This window comes from Cellulomonas sp. P1_C4, assembly GCF_056406355.1.
In genome coordinates, this window is the sequence record NZ_JBFUAI010000007.1 from 105,209 (window position 1) to 122,111 (window position 16,903).

Annotated in this window: 25 protein-coding genes; 14 read left to right on the forward strand and 11 right to left on the reverse strand. The window is 72.8% G+C overall.

The window, feature by feature from the left end:
- Positions 1-36 precede the first annotated feature (36 nt).
- The 4 genes from AC1DYZ_RS07200 to AC1DYZ_RS07215 all read left to right on the forward strand — a co-directional run bounded on the left by AC1DYZ_RS07200 (position 37) and on the right by AC1DYZ_RS07215 (position 2,365).
- Positions 37-327, forward strand: coding sequence for an ArsR/SmtB family transcription factor (locus AC1DYZ_RS07200; protein ID WP_477064521.1), 291 nt, complete (start codon positions 37-39; stop codon positions 325-327).
- Positions 327-725, forward strand: a complete 399-nt coding sequence (locus AC1DYZ_RS07205; RefSeq protein WP_477064608.1) for a VOC family protein — start codon at positions 327-329, stop codon at positions 723-725. Before AC1DYZ_RS07200 ends, AC1DYZ_RS07205 begins: the two co-directional genes overlap by 1 nt.
- A gap of 35 nt (positions 726-760) precedes the next feature.
- A complete protein-coding gene (locus AC1DYZ_RS07210) occupies positions 761-1,468 on the forward strand; it encodes an SDR family NAD(P)-dependent oxidoreductase (RefSeq protein ID WP_477064522.1) in 708 nt (235 codons plus the stop codon).
- 135 nt (positions 1,469-1,603) lie between these two features.
- A complete protein-coding gene (locus AC1DYZ_RS07215; RefSeq protein ID WP_477064523.1) occupies positions 1,604-2,365 on the forward strand; it encodes a PadR family transcriptional regulator in 762 nt (253 codons plus the stop codon).
- A 173-nt stretch (positions 2,366-2,538) separates the two neighbouring features.
- Here AC1DYZ_RS07215 and AC1DYZ_RS07220 read toward each other — a convergent pair whose 3' ends face one another.
- The 6 genes from AC1DYZ_RS07220 to AC1DYZ_RS07245 form a co-directional block, all read right to left on the reverse strand.
- Positions 2,539-3,255, reverse strand: coding sequence for a YqjF family protein (locus AC1DYZ_RS07220; protein ID WP_477064524.1), 717 nt, complete (start codon positions 3,253-3,255; stop codon positions 2,539-2,541).
- A 172-nt stretch (positions 3,256-3,427) separates the two neighbouring features.
- Positions 3,428-4,480, reverse strand: a complete 1,053-nt coding sequence (locus AC1DYZ_RS07225; RefSeq protein ID WP_477064525.1) for an NAD(P)-dependent alcohol dehydrogenase — start codon at positions 4,478-4,480, stop codon at positions 3,428-3,430.
- A 37-nt stretch (positions 4,481-4,517) separates the two neighbouring features.
- A complete protein-coding gene (locus tag AC1DYZ_RS07230) occupies positions 4,518-5,339 on the reverse strand; it encodes an SDR family NAD(P)-dependent oxidoreductase (protein WP_477064526.1) in 822 nt (273 codons plus the stop codon).
- A gap of 62 nt (positions 5,340-5,401) precedes the next feature.
- Complete coding sequence (locus tag AC1DYZ_RS07235) at positions 5,402-5,740, reverse strand: VOC family protein (RefSeq protein WP_477064527.1); 339 nt, start codon at positions 5,738-5,740, stop codon at positions 5,402-5,404.
- 91 nt (positions 5,741-5,831) lie between these two features.
- Positions 5,832-6,656 carry a class I SAM-dependent methyltransferase gene (locus AC1DYZ_RS07240; RefSeq protein WP_477064528.1) on the reverse strand — a complete coding sequence of 275 codons (825 nt, stop codon included), beginning with the start codon at positions 6,654-6,656 and terminating at the stop codon, positions 5,832-5,834.
- The gene (locus AC1DYZ_RS07245) at positions 6,656-7,381 is read right to left on the reverse strand and encodes an SAM-dependent methyltransferase (RefSeq protein ID WP_477064529.1); all 726 of its coding nucleotides are present in this window, start codon (positions 7,379-7,381) and stop codon (positions 6,656-6,658) included. Before AC1DYZ_RS07245 ends, AC1DYZ_RS07240 begins: the two co-directional genes overlap by 1 nt.
- Before the next feature lie 79 nt (positions 7,382-7,460).
- On the opposite strand from AC1DYZ_RS07245, the gene AC1DYZ_RS07250 reads away from it, so the two are divergent.
- Positions 7,461-8,945: an MFS transporter gene (locus AC1DYZ_RS07250; protein ID WP_477064530.1), complete on the forward strand. Its 1,485-nt coding sequence runs from the start codon at positions 7,461-7,463 to the stop codon at positions 8,943-8,945.
- Positions 8,946-8,949: 4 nt separating this feature from the next.
- On the opposite strand, the gene AC1DYZ_RS07255 is transcribed toward AC1DYZ_RS07250, so the two are convergent.
- Positions 8,950-9,597 (reverse strand): NADPH-dependent F420 reductase, encoded by a 648-nt coding sequence (locus AC1DYZ_RS07255; RefSeq protein WP_477064531.1) that lies wholly within the window; start codon positions 9,595-9,597, stop codon positions 8,950-8,952.
- 51 nt (positions 9,598-9,648) lie between these two features.
- Here AC1DYZ_RS07255 and AC1DYZ_RS07260 point away from each other — a divergent pair, with 51 nt between their 5' ends.
- The 5 genes from AC1DYZ_RS07260 to AC1DYZ_RS07280 all read left to right on the forward strand — a co-directional run bounded on the left by AC1DYZ_RS07260 (position 9,649) and on the right by AC1DYZ_RS07280 (position 12,470).
- Positions 9,649-10,176 carry a universal stress protein gene (locus tag AC1DYZ_RS07260; RefSeq protein ID WP_477064532.1) on the forward strand — a complete coding sequence of 176 codons (528 nt, stop codon included), beginning with the start codon at positions 9,649-9,651 and terminating at the stop codon, positions 10,174-10,176.
- A complete protein-coding gene (locus AC1DYZ_RS07265; RefSeq protein ID WP_477064533.1) occupies positions 10,173-10,598 on the forward strand; it encodes a fluoride efflux transporter FluC in 426 nt (141 codons plus the stop codon). The genes AC1DYZ_RS07260 and AC1DYZ_RS07265 overlap by 4 nt, the downstream gene beginning before the upstream one ends.
- Positions 10,595-10,960: a fluoride efflux transporter CrcB gene (gene crcB, locus AC1DYZ_RS07270; RefSeq protein ID WP_477064534.1), complete on the forward strand. Its 366-nt coding sequence runs from the start codon at positions 10,595-10,597 to the stop codon at positions 10,958-10,960. The genes AC1DYZ_RS07265 and crcB overlap by 4 nt, the downstream gene beginning before the upstream one ends.
- A 33-nt stretch (positions 10,961-10,993) precedes the next feature.
- Entirely contained in the window at positions 10,994-11,584 is a 591-nt protein-coding gene (locus AC1DYZ_RS07275; RefSeq protein WP_477064535.1) for a TetR/AcrR family transcriptional regulator, read from the forward strand.
- 94 nt (positions 11,585-11,678) lie between these two features.
- The gene (locus AC1DYZ_RS07280) at positions 11,679-12,470 is read left to right on the forward strand and encodes an alpha/beta fold hydrolase (RefSeq protein ID WP_477064536.1); all 792 of its coding nucleotides are present in this window, start codon (positions 11,679-11,681) and stop codon (positions 12,468-12,470) included.
- Here AC1DYZ_RS07280 and AC1DYZ_RS07285 read toward each other — a convergent pair.
- Together AC1DYZ_RS07285 and AC1DYZ_RS07290 are read right to left on the reverse strand one after the other, a co-directional pair.
- Positions 12,467-13,123 carry a cation efflux transmembrane domain-containing protein gene (locus AC1DYZ_RS07285; RefSeq protein WP_477064537.1) on the reverse strand — a complete coding sequence of 219 codons (657 nt, stop codon included), beginning with the start codon at positions 13,121-13,123 and terminating at the stop codon, positions 12,467-12,469. The genes AC1DYZ_RS07280 and AC1DYZ_RS07285 overlap by 4 nt on opposite strands.
- Positions 13,090-13,422: an ArsR/SmtB family transcription factor gene (locus AC1DYZ_RS07290; RefSeq protein ID WP_477064538.1), complete on the reverse strand. Its 333-nt coding sequence runs from the start codon at positions 13,420-13,422 to the stop codon at positions 13,090-13,092. The genes AC1DYZ_RS07285 and AC1DYZ_RS07290 overlap by 34 nt, the downstream gene beginning before the upstream one ends.
- Before the next feature lie 61 nt (positions 13,423-13,483).
- Between AC1DYZ_RS07290 and AC1DYZ_RS07295 the strand changes: the two genes are divergently transcribed.
- Positions 13,484-14,680 carry an MFS transporter gene (locus tag AC1DYZ_RS07295; protein ID WP_477064539.1) on the forward strand — a complete coding sequence of 399 codons (1,197 nt, stop codon included), beginning with the start codon at positions 13,484-13,486 and terminating at the stop codon, positions 14,678-14,680.
- The gene (locus tag AC1DYZ_RS07300; RefSeq protein WP_477064540.1) at positions 14,677-15,009 is read left to right on the forward strand and encodes an ArsR/SmtB family transcription factor; all 333 of its coding nucleotides are present in this window, start codon (positions 14,677-14,679) and stop codon (positions 15,007-15,009) included. Before AC1DYZ_RS07295 ends, AC1DYZ_RS07300 begins: the two co-directional genes overlap by 4 nt.
- Here AC1DYZ_RS07300 and AC1DYZ_RS07305 read toward each other — a convergent pair.
- On the reverse strand, positions 15,006-15,482 hold the full coding sequence (locus AC1DYZ_RS07305; RefSeq protein WP_477064541.1) for an N-acetyltransferase family protein: 477 nt from the start codon (positions 15,480-15,482) through the stop codon (positions 15,006-15,008). The genes AC1DYZ_RS07300 and AC1DYZ_RS07305 overlap by 4 nt on opposite strands.
- Before the next feature lie 11 nt (positions 15,483-15,493).
- A complete protein-coding gene (locus AC1DYZ_RS07310; protein ID WP_477064542.1) occupies positions 15,494-15,859 on the reverse strand; it encodes an ArsR/SmtB family transcription factor in 366 nt (121 codons plus the stop codon).
- A 91-nt stretch (positions 15,860-15,950) separates the two neighbouring features.
- On the opposite strand from AC1DYZ_RS07310, the gene arsM reads away from it, so the two are divergent.
- Positions 15,951-16,700 (forward strand): arsenite methyltransferase, encoded by a 750-nt coding sequence (gene arsM / locus AC1DYZ_RS07315; protein ID WP_477064609.1) that lies wholly within the window; start codon positions 15,951-15,953, stop codon positions 16,698-16,700.
- A 2-nt stretch (positions 16,701-16,702) separates the two neighbouring features.
- Entirely contained in the window at positions 16,703-16,903 is a 201-nt protein-coding gene (locus tag AC1DYZ_RS07320) for a hypothetical protein (RefSeq protein ID WP_477064543.1), read from the forward strand.

The window sequence follows — 16,903 nt, forward strand, 5'->3', positions numbered from 1 at the left end:
TTGACAGGCAAGTGTGCGCTTGCCTATAACGGAAGCGTGGCAGCCGACGTCTTCAAGGCCCTTGCCGACGCCACGCGCCGCGCGATCCTCGACGAGCTCCAAGACCGGGACGGGCAGTCGCTGTTCGAGCTGTGCACGCGGCTGACCATGCGGCACGGGCTCTCCTCGACGCGGCAGGCCGTCTCGCAGCACCTCGACGTCCTCGAGGAGGCCGGACTCGTGGTCGTCCGCCGCGAGGGTCGCTATAAGTTCCACCACCTCGACACCGGGCCGCTGCGGGAGATCACCACGCGGTGGCCGCTTCCCGACGAAGGAGAGTCCTCATGATCCGCATCACCGTGACCAGCGTGTTCGTCGACGACCAGAGCGCGGCGCTCGACTTCTACACCCGGGTGCTCGGGTTCGTCGTGAAGAACGACATCCCGCTCGGCGGCGAGGACCGCTGGCTCACCGTCGTCTCGCCGGCGGCCCCCGACGGCGTCGAGCTGCTGCTGGAGCCCAGCGGACACCCGGCGGTCGGCCCGTACAAGGCCGCGCTCGTGGAGGACGGCATCCCGGCCACGTCCTTCGGCGTCGACGACATCCAGGCCGAGTTCGAGCGGCTGACCGCGCTCGGCGTGCGGTTCGTGCAGCCGCCGACGGACATGGGGCCGGTGGTCGTCGCGACGCTCGACGACACCTGCGGCAACCTCATCCAGCTCGCGCAGATGACCTCCGCCTCCTGATCGACAGGCCGCCGCCCAAGTGTTTCGGTGGACCGATGAGGACTGCGGTGGTGACGGGCGGCGGGACGGGCATCGGGCGCGCGGTGGCGCGGAGGCTGGCTGCCGACGGTGACGACGTGGTCATCGTCGGCCGGCGGCGCGAGGTGCTCGAGGAGACGGCCGCGGGTGCCATGCGGGTGGAGGTCGCGGACCTCCGCGACCCGGCCGAGGTCGCCGCGCTCGCGTATCGGCTCGGGGCGGTCGACGTCGTGGTGCTCAACGCGGGCGGCTCGCTCGAGGCCCGGGACACGAGCCTGCAGGCGACGGCTGACTTGTGGACCGAGGAGTTCCGGCTCAACGTCCTCACGACGGTGCTGCTCGGCGAGGCATTGCTGCCCGCGATGCCGCGGCCCGGTGGCCGGATCGTCGCGATGAGCTCGGTGGCGGCCCTGCGCGGCGCCGGCTCGTACGGCGCGGCCAAGGCCGCGATCAACTCCTGGGTCACCGGGACCGCCGCGCGCGTGGCCGCCGACGGGATCACGGTGAACGCCGTCGCGCCCGGGTTCGTGCCCGCCACGGAGTTCTGGGGCGACCGGCTCGATGACGCGGAGTACCAGCGGCGGCTCGCACGCGTGCCGATGGGCCGGCCCGGGACCGTCGACGAGATCGCGGCGGCGGTCGCCTACCTCGCCTCTCCCGACGCGGGGTGGACCACCGGTCAGGTGCTCGGCGTGCACGGCGGGGCGGTGCTGGCGCGGCTCTGAGAACGCTGTATCGCTCGGGGTTGTCAAAGATCTATCGACGATATATCGTTACGTCGTCCGGTCGAGATCACGCGCCTCCCGGATCCGCAGGCGGCCACCTCGGCCCCGCGGCCCCCATCGTCAAGGAGACACCTCATGCGACACCCCCACCACTACTCCGACGGCCGTCCCACCGGCCCCCAGCTCGACACCGACCCGACCGCCCAGCGCGGTCGCGACCGTCGCCGTCGCGGCGACTTCCCCGAGGCCCCCTACGAGGAGGGCTTCGACCCCCGGCGCGGCGGCCCCCGCGGCGCCTACCCGCACGAGCACCACGAGCACCACGAGCACGGCGGACACCGCGGTTTCGGCCCCGGCGGTCCGCGCGGCTTCGGCGGCCCCGGCTTCGGCGGCGGTCCCGGTGGCCGCGGCCCCGGCCGGCGTGCCGGGCGCGGCGACATCCGCGCCGCGATCCTGCTGCTCCTCGCCGAGGAGCCGATGCACGGCTACCAGCTGATCCAGCAGATCGGCGAGCGGTCGGGCGGCACGTGGCGGCCCAGCCCGGGCGCCATCTACCCGGCGCTCAACCTGCTCGAGGACGAGGGCCTCATCGCCATCACCTCCGAGTCGGGCCGCAAGATGGCCACGCTCACCGAGGCCGGCGGCACCTACGTCACGCAGAACGCCGAGCAGCTGGGCACCCCGTGGGAGGACGCCGCGAGCCGGCCGACCTCGCCCGGCCGTGCCCTGCGCGGCGCCCTCGAGGCGCTCGCCGCGGCCGCCCACCAGGTGGCCCGCACCGGCACCGACGCCCAGGCCACCAAGGCGCTCGAGGTCCTCGACCGCGCACGCCGGGACCTGTACCTGGTCCTGGCCGGCGAGCCGACGTCGGTCGCGGACCCCTCCCCGGAGGCCTGACCTCCGACTCCGCGAGGCGTCCGCACTCGACTGGGTCCCTACCCTCGCGAGTGCGGACGTCGCGCACGGATGTCCCGCAACGTCCGCACTCAGTTGGGTTTCGGCCCGCACGAGTGCGGACGTTGCTCGTCTCCACCGCCCCCGGCCAGCTCCCGGCGCATGACGAGATCGGGCTACACCGGCATCGCGAACCGCGCGTGCACGCCCGGCGAGTACAGCACCGAGTCCGGCGGCCGGTCGGCGACGCCCGGCAGGCCGCCGGCCGCGACCAGCTCGTCGTCGAGCGACACCAGCGACGCCCGCCGCAGCGGCCACGGCTCGTGCTCGTTGGGTACGAACCGGGTCCGGCCGCCCAGCACGGTGTGCATGCCCCAGCGGGCGGTGAGGAAGTCGGCGAGCGGGTCGTCGGCCACCGCCTCGCGCGAGGGCCGGACCACGATGCGCGACGACGGGCGGGTGCCGGTGAGCCGGGTCGAGCGGTAGTCGATCGCGTCTCCCGTCCGCCGGATCGACATTCGCGCCCACTGGTACGGCACGTTCATCGCAACACGAGCGCCGAGCACCGTGAGCGCCCGCGACGCCTCGAGCGACCGGAACAGGACCCCGCGGCGTCCGTCGTCGTCGACCGTGTAGAGCCGCACATTGATCTCGGGGAAGTCGCCGATGTACGGCAGCGGCGGCCCCGGGATCAGGGTGAACCGCTCCATCCGGAACGCGATCAGGCCGACCCACGACGAGCCGTCGAACTCGTCGGGCCGCGTGCCGGGAGGCAGCAGCGGCGCGACCTCGTCGGCACCCACCCGCCAGTGCAGGAAGCTGACCCGCACCCAGTCCTGCGACAGGATCACGCGCCCGGCGAGCGGCGGCGCGGTCGGGCTGATGGGGTCCACGGAGCCACGGTAGGTGCGGTCACCTCAGCCCGCTGCCCCGCGAGCTTGCGCGGCCGCATGCGCGAGTTCGTGAGTTTGCGACGAAGTCGTGAGTTGCAACTCACGACTTCGTCCGCAACTCACGAACTCGCGGAACCTCCGAGCCGACGACGGGCGTGCGCCGCCAGCAGGCTCAGGTCGCCGGGATCGTCGCCGTGTCGATGACGAACCGGTAGCGGACGTCGCTGTTCACCACGCGGTCGTAAGCCTTGTCGACGTCGTCGGCGGTGATGGTCTCGATGAGCGACCCGATCCCGTGGGACGCGCAGAAGTCGAGCATCTCCTGCGTCTCGCGGATGCCGCCGATGTTGGAGCCGGACAGGTTGCGACGAGCCCCGGTCAGGGAGAACACGCGGAACGACTGCTTGTTCTCGGGCAGCCCGACGAACACGAGCGACCCCTCGAACCGGAGCAGCGAGAGGTAGGCGTCGACGTCGATGTCCGCACCGACCGTGCTGATGATGAGGTCGAACGACCGGCGCAGGTCGCGGAAGGTCTGCTTGTCGCTCGTCGCGTAGTAGTGGTCGGCGCCGAGCGCGAGGCCGTCGGCCTGCTTGGACAGGGACTGGCTGAGCACGGTGACCTCGGCGCCGAGCGCGTGCGCGAGCTGCACGCCCATGTGGCCGAGGCCGCCCATGCCGACGATGGCCACCTTCGACCCCGGGCCGGCGCCCCAGTGCTTGAGCGGCGAGTACAGCGTGATGCCGGCGCAGAGCAGGGGCGCGGCGACGTCCAGCGAGATCCCTTCCGGGATGCGCAGCGCGTAGCTCTCGTCGACCACGATCTGCGTCGAGTAGCCGCCGTAGGTGGGCGTGCCGTCGTAGGCCTTGGAGTTGTAGGTGCCGACGTTGCCCTTCAGGCAGAACTGCTCCTCGCCGGCCAGGCACATCTCGCACTCGCGGCAGGAGTCGACGAAGCAGCCGACGCCGGCCCGGTCGCCCACGGCGTGCTTGGTGACGCCGGACCCGACCGCCGAGATGACGCCCGCGATCTCGTGCCCCGGGACCATCGGGAAGGTGGCCTTGCCCCACTCCTCGCGCGCCTGGTGGATGTCTGAGTGGCAGATGCCGGCGTAGGCGATGTCGATGAGGACGTCGTGCTCACCCAGCTCGCGGCGCTCGATCGTGCCGCGCTCGAACGGGGCGCCGGCGGACGGGGTGAGCAGGGCGGGGACGGTCAGGGACACAGCAAGCTCCTTCACGACGTACGGGTGGCTGGTCCCATCATGCGTCAGAGGCGATCCAGCTGCGTGTCAGTGTCTGCACCGCGGACCCGTCGAGGTCGGCGAGCTTGGTCCCGACGAAGGTCCGGGCGCCGGGGGACGTCTGCACGCGGACCGGCGGGTCCTCGTCCATGAGGAGCTCGACCAGCAGCGCGGCGACGTCGTCGGCCGCCTGGGCGTGGGCGAACGCACCGGCGGTTCGTTCGAGGTAGGCGGCGAGCAGCGACCCGTAGACGTCGTCGCCCGCCGACGGCCGCCCGACGTTGGCGACGAACTCGCTGGCCACGGCCCCGGGCTCGACGATGACGACGGACACGCCGACGGCCGCGGCCACCGGCGCGAGGCTCTCGAGGAACCCCTCGACCGCGAACTTGGCCGCGCAGTAGGCGTCGTTGAACGGCTGGCCGACGACGCCGCCAACGCTCGAGATCGTCAGCAGCCGACCGCCGGACGCGCGCAGGTGCGGCAGGGCCGCCTGCGTGAGCGCGACGACCCCGAAGTAGTTGAGCTCCATGCACGAACGGAACGCGTCCATGCCGAGGGTCTCGGCGGTGCCCACCTGCCCGGCGCCGGCGTTGTTGACGACCGCGTCGAGGGAGCCGTGGTCGGCGACGACGGCCGCCACGACGGCATCGACCGCCTCGTGGTCGGTCACGTCGAGCTGCCGGACGTCGAGCGGGAAACCGGCTCCGCGCTCGCGCAGGGCGCCGGCCTTCGACAGGTCCCGCATGGTCGCGACGGTGGTCCACCCCGCGTCCGCCGCGGCGAGCGCGGTCTCGAGGCCGATGCCGGTCGACGTGCCGGTGATGAGGACGGTGGGCATGAGGACCTCCGGGGACGACGAGGGCGGGCGGATCCATGATCCGCCCGCCCGTGCCCGTGCGCTCAGGCGTCCTGCGCGAGCCCGACCGTGTGGCCGTCGGCGTCCTTGAGGGTCGCGACGATGCGTCCGCCGCCCACGGGCGTCGCGTCCTGGATCACGGTGGCGCCCGCCGCGACGAGCGCGTCCCGCCTCGCCTCGAGGTCGGAGACGTGCCAGTAGTAGACCGGTCCGGCGCTCACGTCGCCGTTCGGGTTCAGCCCGAAGTGCTGCCCGGCGACGTCGAAGCCGACGTAGTACGGCGCGTCGTGCGCCGGCGCGACGCCCAGCAGCTCGGTGTAGAACGCCTTCGACGCGGCGAGGTCGCTCACCGGGACGACGATGGTCTTGATGCCTTCGGTCATGGTCCTGCTCCTTCTGCTCGTGGGCCCCCAGAGGCCGCTCTCACGCTACTGACGGACCGGGCGGGTGCAACGTGACGGCAGCGCAGCGGAGCTATCCGTCGAGCGGGCGCCGCCCGGCGTACAGCAGGTGGCCGGCGGTGCCGAGCACGCTCGGGTCCGTCGCGAGTGCCACGAGCCGGTCGAGCAGGCGCAGGTACGTCGTCGGCTGCTCGACGCGCAGGGCCTCGAACCCGTCCTCGACGCCGGTGAGGAAACCGTGGGTCGACGCCAGGAGCACCGTGTCGAACCCGTGCGACTCGAAGAACGGCGCCACGGCGGACGGCTCGACGCCGTAGACGTGCGTGAACCGCCCGGGCACGGCGTTCTCGAAGATCCCGTCGTCGAGCAGCCGGTCCAGGAACGCGGGGTCCTCGAGCTGCCAGCGCTCGTCGGCCAGCGCCAGCAGCCGGCGCAGCGAGGTGTAGCGCGGCATGAGCGCGACGGCGGCGAGGCCACCGGGGCGGGTCACGCGTGCGAGCTCCTTCGCCGCCTGCGAACGGTCGGCGGCGGTAGTCAGGTGGTACATCGGCCCGAGCGACAGGACGGCGTCGAACGTGTGGTCGGCCCAGCGCGAGAGGTCGCGGGCGTCGATCTCGACCACCTCGCGGACCGTGCCCGCCGGGAGCGACGACGCGGCGATCTCGAGCAGCTCGGGGGAGAGGTCGGCCAGCGTGACGTCCCAGCCGAGCTCGGCCAGCCACACGGAGTACGGCCCCGTGCCGCCGCCCAGGTCGAGCGCGCGCCCGGGCGTGCCCAGGTGGGGCTCGAGCAGGCGGGTGGTCAGCACGCGTTCGAGGAGCCCCTCCGCGGAGAGCAGCCGGTCGCGCTCGTGGATGCGCCGGTCGGCGTAGTACGCCCGGACCGCCTCGACGTCCATCAGGGCCGCTTCGCAAGCGCCAGCACGCCCCATCCGAGGTACGGCCGCTGGTAGGTCACGTACCGCAGGGGCCCGGTCGCCAGCTCCTCGCGGAACGCCGGCGCCAGGGGGTCGTCGGGGTGCTCGTCGAGGAACCGCCGCACGTTGAGCCACTGCGCGGCGACGTACCGGTCCCAGCTGGCCTCGTCGGCAAGCACCATCTCGACCAGGTCCCAGCCGGCGTCGTGCACCTGCGAGACCAGCCCCGGCAGCGTGAGGAAGTCGCCGACCGACCAGGCCTCCTCCGGCGGCTCGGCGCGCCAGAACGGCTCGCCGACGAGCGCGATCCCGCCGGGCTTCAGCGACCGCTCCAGCAGGGCCAGGGTGCCGACGACGCCGCCCCCGATCCACGTCGCGCCGACGCAGGACGCGACGTCGACCCTCGCTGAGGACACGTAGTCCGACGCGTCCGACTCGATGAACGAGACGTCGACGCCGAGGGCGGCCGCCCGCGCACGAGCCGCCTCGACGAACGGCGGGTTGAGGTCGACCCCTGTGCCGACGATGCCGTGGTCCCGCGCCCAGGTGCACAGCAGCTCGCCCTTCCCGCACGCGAGGTCGAGCACTGTGGYGCCCGGTTCGAGGTGCAGCGCGCGGCCCAGGGTCGCCAGCTGCTCGTCGGTGAACGGGTCGAGGATCCGGTGCGAGCTCTCGCGGATCGTGTGGTGACGGAGGGCGTCGGTCATGGCCCGGACGCTACGACCGGCCGGTGCCGCGGGCGAGACCATTACTCGGATGACCCGGGCAAGTGCCACAGTGGCAGGCATGTCCGCACGCAGACGGCTGGTCCCGGCGCTCGTCTATGCCGCGCTCGCCGCTGCCATCATCAGCTCGCTCGGCCTGCTGCTGGTCCCCACGATCGCGGCCGCGTTCGGCATCTCCGTGAGCACGGCGCAGTGGACCCTGACCCTCAACCTGCTGGTCGGCGCCATCGCGACGCCGGTGCTGGGGCGGCTGAGCGACGGACCCCACAAGAAGCGCATCCTGCTGGTCACGCTCGTGGTGATCCTGGTCGCTTCCGTGCTGGCCGCGACGGCGCCGACGTTCGGCGTGCTGCTTGCCGGCCGCGCGCTGCAGGGCCTCTCGTTCGCGATCACGCCGATGACGATCGCGCTGGCCCGGCGCTACTCGCCGCCCGAGAAGGTGCAGGCGGGGATCGCCTCGCTGTCCGTCACCGTGGCTACGGGGATCGGCCTGGGCTACCCGCTGACGGGGATCATCGCCGACTCGTTCGACTGGCGCTGGGCGTTCTGGTTCGCCGCGGCGTTCGTCGTCTCGGCCATCGTCGTCGTGGTGCTCGTCGTGCCCGCCGGTCCCGACGACCGCGGCCTGCGGCAGAGGTTCGACACCCTGGGCGCGGCGCTGCTGGGCGTGGGACTGGCGTCGCTGCTGCTGGGCATCAGCGAGGGACCGAACTGGGGCTGGGGGTCGGCGACGACGCTCACGGTCCTCGTCGGTGCCGTCGTCGTGCTCGCCGTCTGGGTGTGGCGGGAGGTCTCGACCGACCACCCGCTCATCCGGCTCGACCTGCTGCGCCGGTCCGACGTGCTGCTGGCCAATGCGACCGCACTGAGCATCGGCATGGCGATGTACATCGGCGTCTCGGTGATCAGCCTCGTCGCGCAGGCGCCGACGTCGACCGGCTACGGGGTCGGGCTGCCGCTGTTCTGGGCGGGGTTCGTCATGCTGCCCATCTCCGTGGGCAGCCAGGCGGCCAGCCGCGTCGCCCGCGCGCAGGCGCACCGGCTCAGCTTCACGGTGCTGCTGCCCATCGGCGCGGCGTTCGTCACGGTCGCCAACCTGCTGCTGCTCGTCGCGCACGACCAGCTGTGGGAGCTGCTGCTCGGCATGCTGCTCGTCGGGATCGGCATCGGCACGACCTACGCAGCCATGCCGGGCCTGATCGCCCGCGGGGTGGTCGCGCAGGAGCTCGGCAGCGCCGTGTCGTTCAACCAGGTGCTGCGGACGGTCGGCGGGTCCGTGGGCGCGGCGGTCGCCGGGGCGGTCCTCGCCAGCCACCTGGGGCCGGACCTGCACCCGACCGCCGACGGGATCGAGCTGACGTTCGTCATCAGCACGATCGCGTGCGCGCTCGTGTTCCTCGGCCTGGCCACGCACGCCGTGCTGTCGATCCGGCGTGCGCGCCGCACGGCCGTGCACCTGGCGGACGTCGTCCACGAGATCCAGGAGCACGAGCCGCACGACGCGACGCCGGAGCAGGAGCGCGACGAAGTCTTCGACGCGCCCTGAGGGACTACCGGTCGCGGTAGCGGACCGCCTTCGCCAGCGCGGCGCGCATGCCATCGGCGTCGTAGGGCTGCACGTAGGCGGGCTGGTCGCGCTCGGCGCGCCAGCCCTCGGCCAGCTCACCGGCGTCCACGACGTCGAAGCCGAGCTGGTCGATCAGCGCGGAGACCTCCGCCTTCGCGTCGGCGGAGTCGCCCGCGATCGAGAGCGCGCGGCGGTTCGGCGTCCCCGCAGGCACGCCCGTCGAGCCGAGGTCGGTGGACGAGATGTTGTTGAACGCCTTCACCACGTGGGACTCGGGCAGGTGCCCCTGCAGCAGCCCGGAGACGGTGGTCGACTCGTTGTCGAGGACCTCGATCTGGCCGTCGCGCTGCGGGTAGTAGTTGTTGGTGTCGATCACGATCTTGCCGACGAGGGGCTGCACGGGGACGTCGGGCACGTTCTTGGTCGGGATGGTCACGACGACGATGTCGCCGGCCTCCGCCGCCTCGGCCGCGGTGGCCGCGCGCGCCCGGTCGCCCAGCTGCTGGACGAGGTCCGTGAGGGTCTCCGGTCCGCGGGAGTTGCTGACGACGACGTCGAAGCCGTGGTCGATCGCGAGCTGGGCCAGGGTGCCGCCGATGTGTCCGGCGCCGATGAATCCGATGGTGGTCATGGGCAGCGCAACCTCCGCATCGGTCGCGGTGTTCCCGCGTAGCCTCGGCGAGTGACCCGCTCCACACCGCACCCGTGGCACGGCTCGCCCGTCGTGGGCGCACCCACCGTCGTCGTCGGCGTGATCCCGGGTCAGAAGCCTGTCGTGGTGCAGCGCGCCGCCGCGCTCGCGGGCCCCCTGGGCGCCTCGCTGCTCTGCCTCTGGTCGGACCCGGCGCGCACCTTCGTCGCCGAGGAGCCGGACGGCACGCTGGTCACCACCCCGTTGGACCCGGACCACGCGGACAGCAGCGAAGGCGACGGCGTCGCGGAGCGCGCGCTGGCGGCCGAGCTCGAGCAGCACCTCGACGGCGTCGACGTGCCGTGGCGGTTCGTCTACACGGTGGGCGAGGCGTCGCGAGCCCTGGCCCGGGTCGCGCGGGAGTCGGGGGCGACCCTGATCGTGATCGGCAGCCGTCGCCCGGGGATCGGCGGCTGGATGAACCACCTCATCGGCGGCTCGACTGCCGGACACCTCGCGCACACACAGCCGCTCCCGGTCACCATCGTCCCCCAGACACCTCAGGAGCCGACAACGTGACCCGACCCGCCCACCTCGACCCGCGTCTCGTCGCGGTCGTCGCGGTCGGTGGTGCGGTCGGCACGACGGCGCGCTGGGCGCTGACGCAGGCGGTCGGGACCTCGAGCTCAGGGTGGCCCACCGCGACGTTCGTCGAGAACCTCCTCGGGTCCTTCCTCCTCGGTGCCCTGCTCGAGGCCCTGCTGCGGCGCGGCTCGGAGTCACCGCGAGGCCGGCTCGTGCGCCTCGGCGCGGGCACGGGCGTGCTCGGCGGGTTCACCACGTTCAGCAGTCTGGCGATCGAGATGGAGCGGCTGATCGCCGGCGGTCAGGTGACGATGTCGCTGCTCTACGGCGCCCTCAGCGTGATCCTCGGACTGGTGGCGTGCATCGGCGGGATCGCGCTGGCGGCCCGGCACCACCACTGGCGGCAGGCACGATGACCGTCCTGCTCGTCGCCGTGCTCGGCGGCATCGGTGCCGCCACCCGGTTCGTCGTGGACGGGTCCGTGCGCGGCCGGTGGACCCGGGTGTTCCCGCTGGCCACCCTCGTCGTCAACGTCTCCGGCTCCTTTCTCATCGGCCTGCTCAACGGCGCGCACCTCTACCACGGGCTCGGCCCCACCTGGCTGGCGGTCGCCGCCACCGGGTTCTGCGGCGGGTACACCACGTTCTCGACCGCCATGGTCGAGACCGTGCGCCTGATCCAGGCCGGGGAGCTGCGGAGGGCGACGGTGAACGCGGTGGGTTCGCTCGTGCTCTGCGTCGCGGCCGCGGCGCTGGGTGTCGCGCTGATGGCGATCTAGCCACCGGAGCACGATCGTGCTATTCATGATCCTGTGAGCAAGGGCGACGAGACGCGGCAGGCGGTGATCGACCAGGCGGTCGAGATCGCCGGCCGCCTGGGCGTCGCGGGCCTGACCATCGGCACGCTCGCCTCCGCGACGGGCATGTCGAAGAGCGGCCTGTACGCGCACTTCCGCTCCAAGGAGGCCCTCCAGCTCGCCGTCCTGGCGAGCGCGCGCGGGCACTTCGTGGACGAGGTGATCCGCCCCGCGCTCGCCGCTCCCCGCGGTGAGCAGCGGGTTCGCGTGCTGTTCGAGCGGTGGCTGGTGACGTCGACCGGTGGGTCGGCGGGCTGCCTGTTCGTCTCCGCGGCCACGGAGTTCGACGACCAGCCCGGCGCGGTCCGCGACCAGCTCGTGCGCGACCACTGGGACCTGCTCGACTCGCTCGCGCAGATGTACCGCTCCGGGGCCAAGGACGGCGCGTTCCGCGACGACCTGGCGCCCGAGCAGTTCGCCCACGACATGAACGGCCTCATGCTCGGCCACTTCCACGCGTGCCGGCTGCTGGACGACCCGGCCGCCGAGGCTCGCACCCGCTTCGCCTTCGAGCGGCTGATGCAGTCGCTCCTCGTCACCGACTGATTCCGGAGTTCTCGTCATGACCGCATCCTCAACCGAAAAAAGCACGACCGTTCGTACGCATTTGCCGCCGATCCCGGCGTGGATCCGGTCAACGGTGGGTGCCCTCGACCCGGTGGCGCCGGAGCTCGTCGCCCTCGGCGCGCTGCGGCTGTGGTGCCGGCCCGCCCGCGCGAAGCACCGGCAGGCGATCCCCGGCGGCACCGCGTTCCGCGTCGGCCCGATCGTGGGCCAGGTCTGGGGCGACGGCCCGGCCGTCTACCTCGTGCACGGGTGGGGCGGCCACCGCGGCCAGCTCGCGTCGCTCGTCGAGCCCTTGGTCGACGCCGGCCTGCGGGTCGTCGCCTACGACGCCCCCGCGCAGGGTTCGTCGGGGGCCGGGCAGCTCGGCCGTCGGCGCACGACGCTGCCCGAGATGATGTCGGCGCTCGACACCGTGATCGCCGCGCACGGCCCGGCGCACGCGGTGGTCGGGCACTCGATGGGTGCGGCGGCCGGCGCGCTGGCGGTGCTCGACGGCACGTCGACGGAGCGGCTCGTGCTGGTCACGCCGCTGGCCGACCCCAGCACCTACACCGTCGGCTTCGCGCACGCCCTGGGCTTCAGCGAGCAGACCCGGCACCGGTTCGTCGTGCGGATGGAGACGCTCGCGGGCCGCCGGCTGGCCGACCTCGACATACCCGTGCGTGCCGCGAACGCTGCGGGGGCGCTGCCTGCCGCCCTCATCCTGAGCGACCGCGACGACAAGGAGGCCGACCACGAGGACGGCGCCCGCATCGCCCGTGCCTGGCCCGGCGCGGAGCTGGTGCTCAGCGAGGGTCTCGGGCACCGGCGGATCCTGCGCGACGCGGAGACGATCAAGCGGATCGTGGCGTTCGCGTCGGACTAGTCGTCGGGCACGAGCAGGGCGCTGACCGGTGTCGGGCACGCGTCCCCCCGCCACGCCTCGAGGCCCTCGCGGACCGCGAAACCCGCGATGACCAGGGCCGCGACAGGGTCGGCCCATGCCCAGCCGAGGGCGCCGTTCAGTACCAGGCCGACGAGCAGCACCCCGGACAGGTAGGCGCAGATCAAGGTCTGCCTCGAGTCGGCCACGGCCGAGGAGGAGCCCAGCTCGCGACCGGTCCGGCGCTCGAACCACGAAAACACGGGCATGACCACCAGGCTCACGGCGGCGAGGGCGATGCCGACGGTCGAGGGCTCGGGCGACGACGCGCCGCCGAGCGTCCGCACCGAGTCGATGGTCACGACGAGGGCGAGCCCGAAGAACGACACGGCGATGAGGCGCAGGGCCGTCCGCTCGCGAGCCTCGGGGTCGGGCGCGGCGAACTGCCAGGCGACGGCCGCGGCGGACAGCACCTCGACCACCGAGTCGAGGCCGAAGGCGATGAGCGCCGAGGACGACGCCACCCGGCCGGCCGCGAGGGCGACGACCGCCTCGACCACGTTGTAGGCGATCGTCAGCGCGACGACCCACCGGATCCGACGCTGGAGGACCTCGCGCCGGGTCACGAGCACGTGCACCCGCCGGGTCCGCAGCACGTCGGGTCGACCGCGACGACGAGCCGCAGCAGGTCGTCGAGCGCCGGTGCGAGGTGGGTGTCGGCCAGGCGGTACCAGGTGCGCCGACCGTCGGGGATCGCCTCGACCAGGCCGCAGCCGCGCAGGCACGCCAGCTGGTTGGACATGACCTGCCGCGAGACGCCGAGCGCGTCAGCCAGGTCGGAGGGGTAGGCGGGAGCCTCGCGCAGCGCGAGCAGCACGCGCGTGCGGGTCTCGTCGGACAACGCGTGCCCGAGACGCGCGAGCGCGGCGGTGTGTGTCAGCGTGACGGTCTCCATGACCGCGATAGTACAGCGATCGCTGAACTCTGTATTTGCGTATCTACGCAATAATGGGCGAATGCTCCGCGCGCTGACCCACCCCGTCTACCGCCGGCTGTTCGCCGCGCAGGTGGTCGCGCTGACGGGGACGGGGCTGGCGACGGTCGCGCTCGGCCTGCTGGCCTACGACCTCGCGGGGGCCGACGCCGGCGCTGTGCTCGGGACCGCGTTCGCCCTCAAGATGCTCGCGTACGTGGTCGTCGCGCCGGTCGCGGCCGTCGTCGTGGCTCGCCTGCCGCGGCGCGCGGTGATGATCGGGTCGGACGTCCTGCGCCTGATCGTGGCGCTCGCGCTGCCGTCCGTCGGCGAGGTCTGGCAGGTGTTCGTCCTGATCTTCGTCCTCCAGGCGGCGTCGGCCACGTTCACGCCGACGTTCCAGTCGGTGATCCCACAGGTGCTTCCCGACGAGGACGACTACACCGCGGCGCTGTCGCTGTCCCGATTGGCGTACGACCTCGAGGCCGTCCTGTCGCCCGTGCTCGCGGCCGCGCTGCTGCTCGTCGTGCCGGCGGACGCGCTGTTCGTCGGGACCGCGGCTGGGTTCGCCGGGTCCGCGCTGCTGGTGAGCTCGGTACTGCTGCCGCGCGGTCCGGTGCCGTCGGCAGCGCCCTTCACGGCCCGGGTGCGCCGTGGGGCGGAGATCTTCGTGCGGACCCGGGCCCTGCGACCGGTCGTCGCGCTCAACCTCGTCGTCGCGGCCGCCGGGGCGCTCGTCCTGGTGCAGACCGTCGTGATCGTCCGCAGCGTGCTCGGGCTGGGCGACGGGGTGGTCGCGTTGGTGCTCGCCGCCAACGGACTCGGGTCGATGGCCGCCGCATTGACGCTCCCGCGTCTGCTCCGTCGGCTGCCGGAGCGCCGGGTCATGCTCGGCGGCGCTGTCGTGCTCTGCGTCGCGACCGCCGCGGTCCCGCTCGCGCTGCACCACCTCGAGGCCGTGTGCGTGCTGTGGGTGCTGGTCGGGCTCGGCTGGGCCGCCGTCGAGACGCCCGTCGGTCGCCTGATCCGTCGAGAGGTGCCGACCGACGACCTGCCCGCCGCGTTCGCCGCCCAGTTCTCCCTCTCGCACGCGTGCTGGCTGCTCACCTACCCGCTGGCGGGCTGGCTCGGCGCTGCCGGCCTCACGGTCGCGGCGGTGGTCCTCGCGGTCGTCGCGACGGCGGCCACGATCACCGCGACGGCGCTCTGGCCCGTCCGGGTGCTGAGCCTGCGATCATGACCTCGATGGTCACCACCCCCGCCGACGCCGACCTCGACCACGCGGTCGACATCCTGCGCCTGCTCGCGGACCGGACGCGCCTGGCGGTCCTGGCGATGCTGGACGGCGGCGAGATGTCGGTGAGCGCGCTCGCCGAGGCCCTCGACCGGCCGACCCCCGCCGTGTCGCAGCACCTGGCCAAGCTGCGCGCCGGCCGCCTGGTCACCGCTCGACGCGAGGGCACGACGATCTACTACTCGCAGGCGAACGAGCACGTGTCAGCGCTCGTCACCAACGTGCTGCAGCACACCGAGCACACCCTGTACCCGGTGCCGCCGCACCACCGCTAGAGACGCTTCTCGACGAGCACGACGTCCCGCCACTGGTTCGCGCGCGGCCCGTACGTCATCCGGCCCAGCCGTTCTCGCGTGCCGACGACGCGGAACCCGGCGGCCGCATGGAGGGCCAGGCTGGTCTCGTTCTCCGGGAAGATGCCGGACTGCACGGTCCAGACGCCCTTGCTGCGGGCGTCGTCGATCAGCGCGTCCAGCAGGGCCCGGCCGATGCCGCGGCCCTGGGCGGCGGGGTCGACGTACACCGAGTGCTCGATCACCCCGGCGTACGCGCAGCGGTCCGAGACGGCCGACGCCGCGGCCCAGCCGACGACGGCGCCGTCCTCGTCGAGGGCCACGAGCCGATGGTCGGGCAGCTTGCCGGCGTCGAAGGCCTCCCACGACGGCGGCGCGGACTCGAAGGTCGCGTGCCCGGTGGCGATGCCCGCCGCGTAGATGCGCTCGACCGCGGGCCAGTGCTCGGCCGTCATCGGGACGATGGTCATGCGGCCGCGCCGGCGGTCAGGTGCATCCCCAGCTGGTGCGTGACGGCCTCGAGCGCGCCTGGGACCAGGGCGTAGTAGGCCCAGACCCCGCGCTTGTCGCGCGTGACCAGCCCGGCGTCGACCAGCACCTTGAGGTGGTGCGAGACCGTCGGCTGGCTCAGGCCTACGGGGTCGGTGAGGTCGCAGACGCAGGCCTCGGAGCCGTCGTGCGCGGCGATCAGCGACAGCAGCCGAAGCCGCGCGGGGTCGGCGAGGGCCTTGAGCACCCGGGAGAGGTCGACGGCCGCCTGCTCGGTGATCGCGTCGCGGGTGCGCGGCGTGCAGCAGGCGGCGGGGGCGACGGGCAGCAGATCGAGGGCCATGGAACTCAGTATGACCCAGACATTGACAGGTGTCGATGTCTGGGTCCATCGTACATATCGATGGTTGTCGATGCCTGAGGAGGCGGACGAGATGGACGACGTGCGGGAGCAGGTGCGGCAGCGGTACGCGCTCGCCGCGGTGCAGGCCGACGAGTGTTGCAGCGCGGGGAGCTGCGCGCCGGGCTCGATCGAGGTCGACGAGAGGTTCGGCGCCGGTCTCTACAGCGCGCACGACGCCGTGAGCCTCCCGCCCGAGGCGCTCGCCGCGTCGCTGGGCTGCGGCAACCCGCTCGCCGTGGCGGAGCTGCGTGCCGGCGAGCGCGTGCTCGACCTGGGCTCGGGCGGCGGGATCGACGTGCTGCTGTCGGCTCGTCGCGTCGGCCCGACGGGCTTCGCCTACGGCGTCGACATGACCGACGAGATGCTCGACCTGGCCCGCGCGAACGCCGATCGCGCCGGCGCGACCAACGTCGAGTTCCTGCGCGGCACCATCGAGGACCTGCCGCTGGACGACGCCGTCGTCGACGTCGTCATCTCCAACTGCGTGGTCAACCTGTCCACCGACAAGCAGGCGGTTCTGGCCGAGGCGTATCGCGTGCTCGTGCCAGGAGGTCGGGTCGGCATCTCGGACGTCGTCGCCGAGGACCACCTCACGCCGCAGGAGCGCGCCGAGCGCGGGTCGTACGTCGGCTGCATCGCCGGGGCGATGTCGCGCACCGAGTACCTCGACGGCCTCGTGGCCGCCGGCTTCACCGACACCGAGCTGACCTTCACCCACCAGGTCGCGGACGGCATGCACGGTGCCGTCATCCGCGCCCGCAAGCCGTCCGCTCAGGAGTAGCCATGCACCCGGAGCTGTTCGCCCTCGTCCACCAGGAGCGCGAGAGGGAGCTCGAGGCCGACCTGCGCCGCCGCCTCGCCCTCCGCGAGCGCGCACTGGCGCCCGCCCCGCGGCGCCCGGGACCTGGGCTGCTCGTGCGGATCAGGCGCGCCGTCCCGCACCGTCAGGCGGCGGCGTCGACGATCTGCTGCGCCACCGCCTGA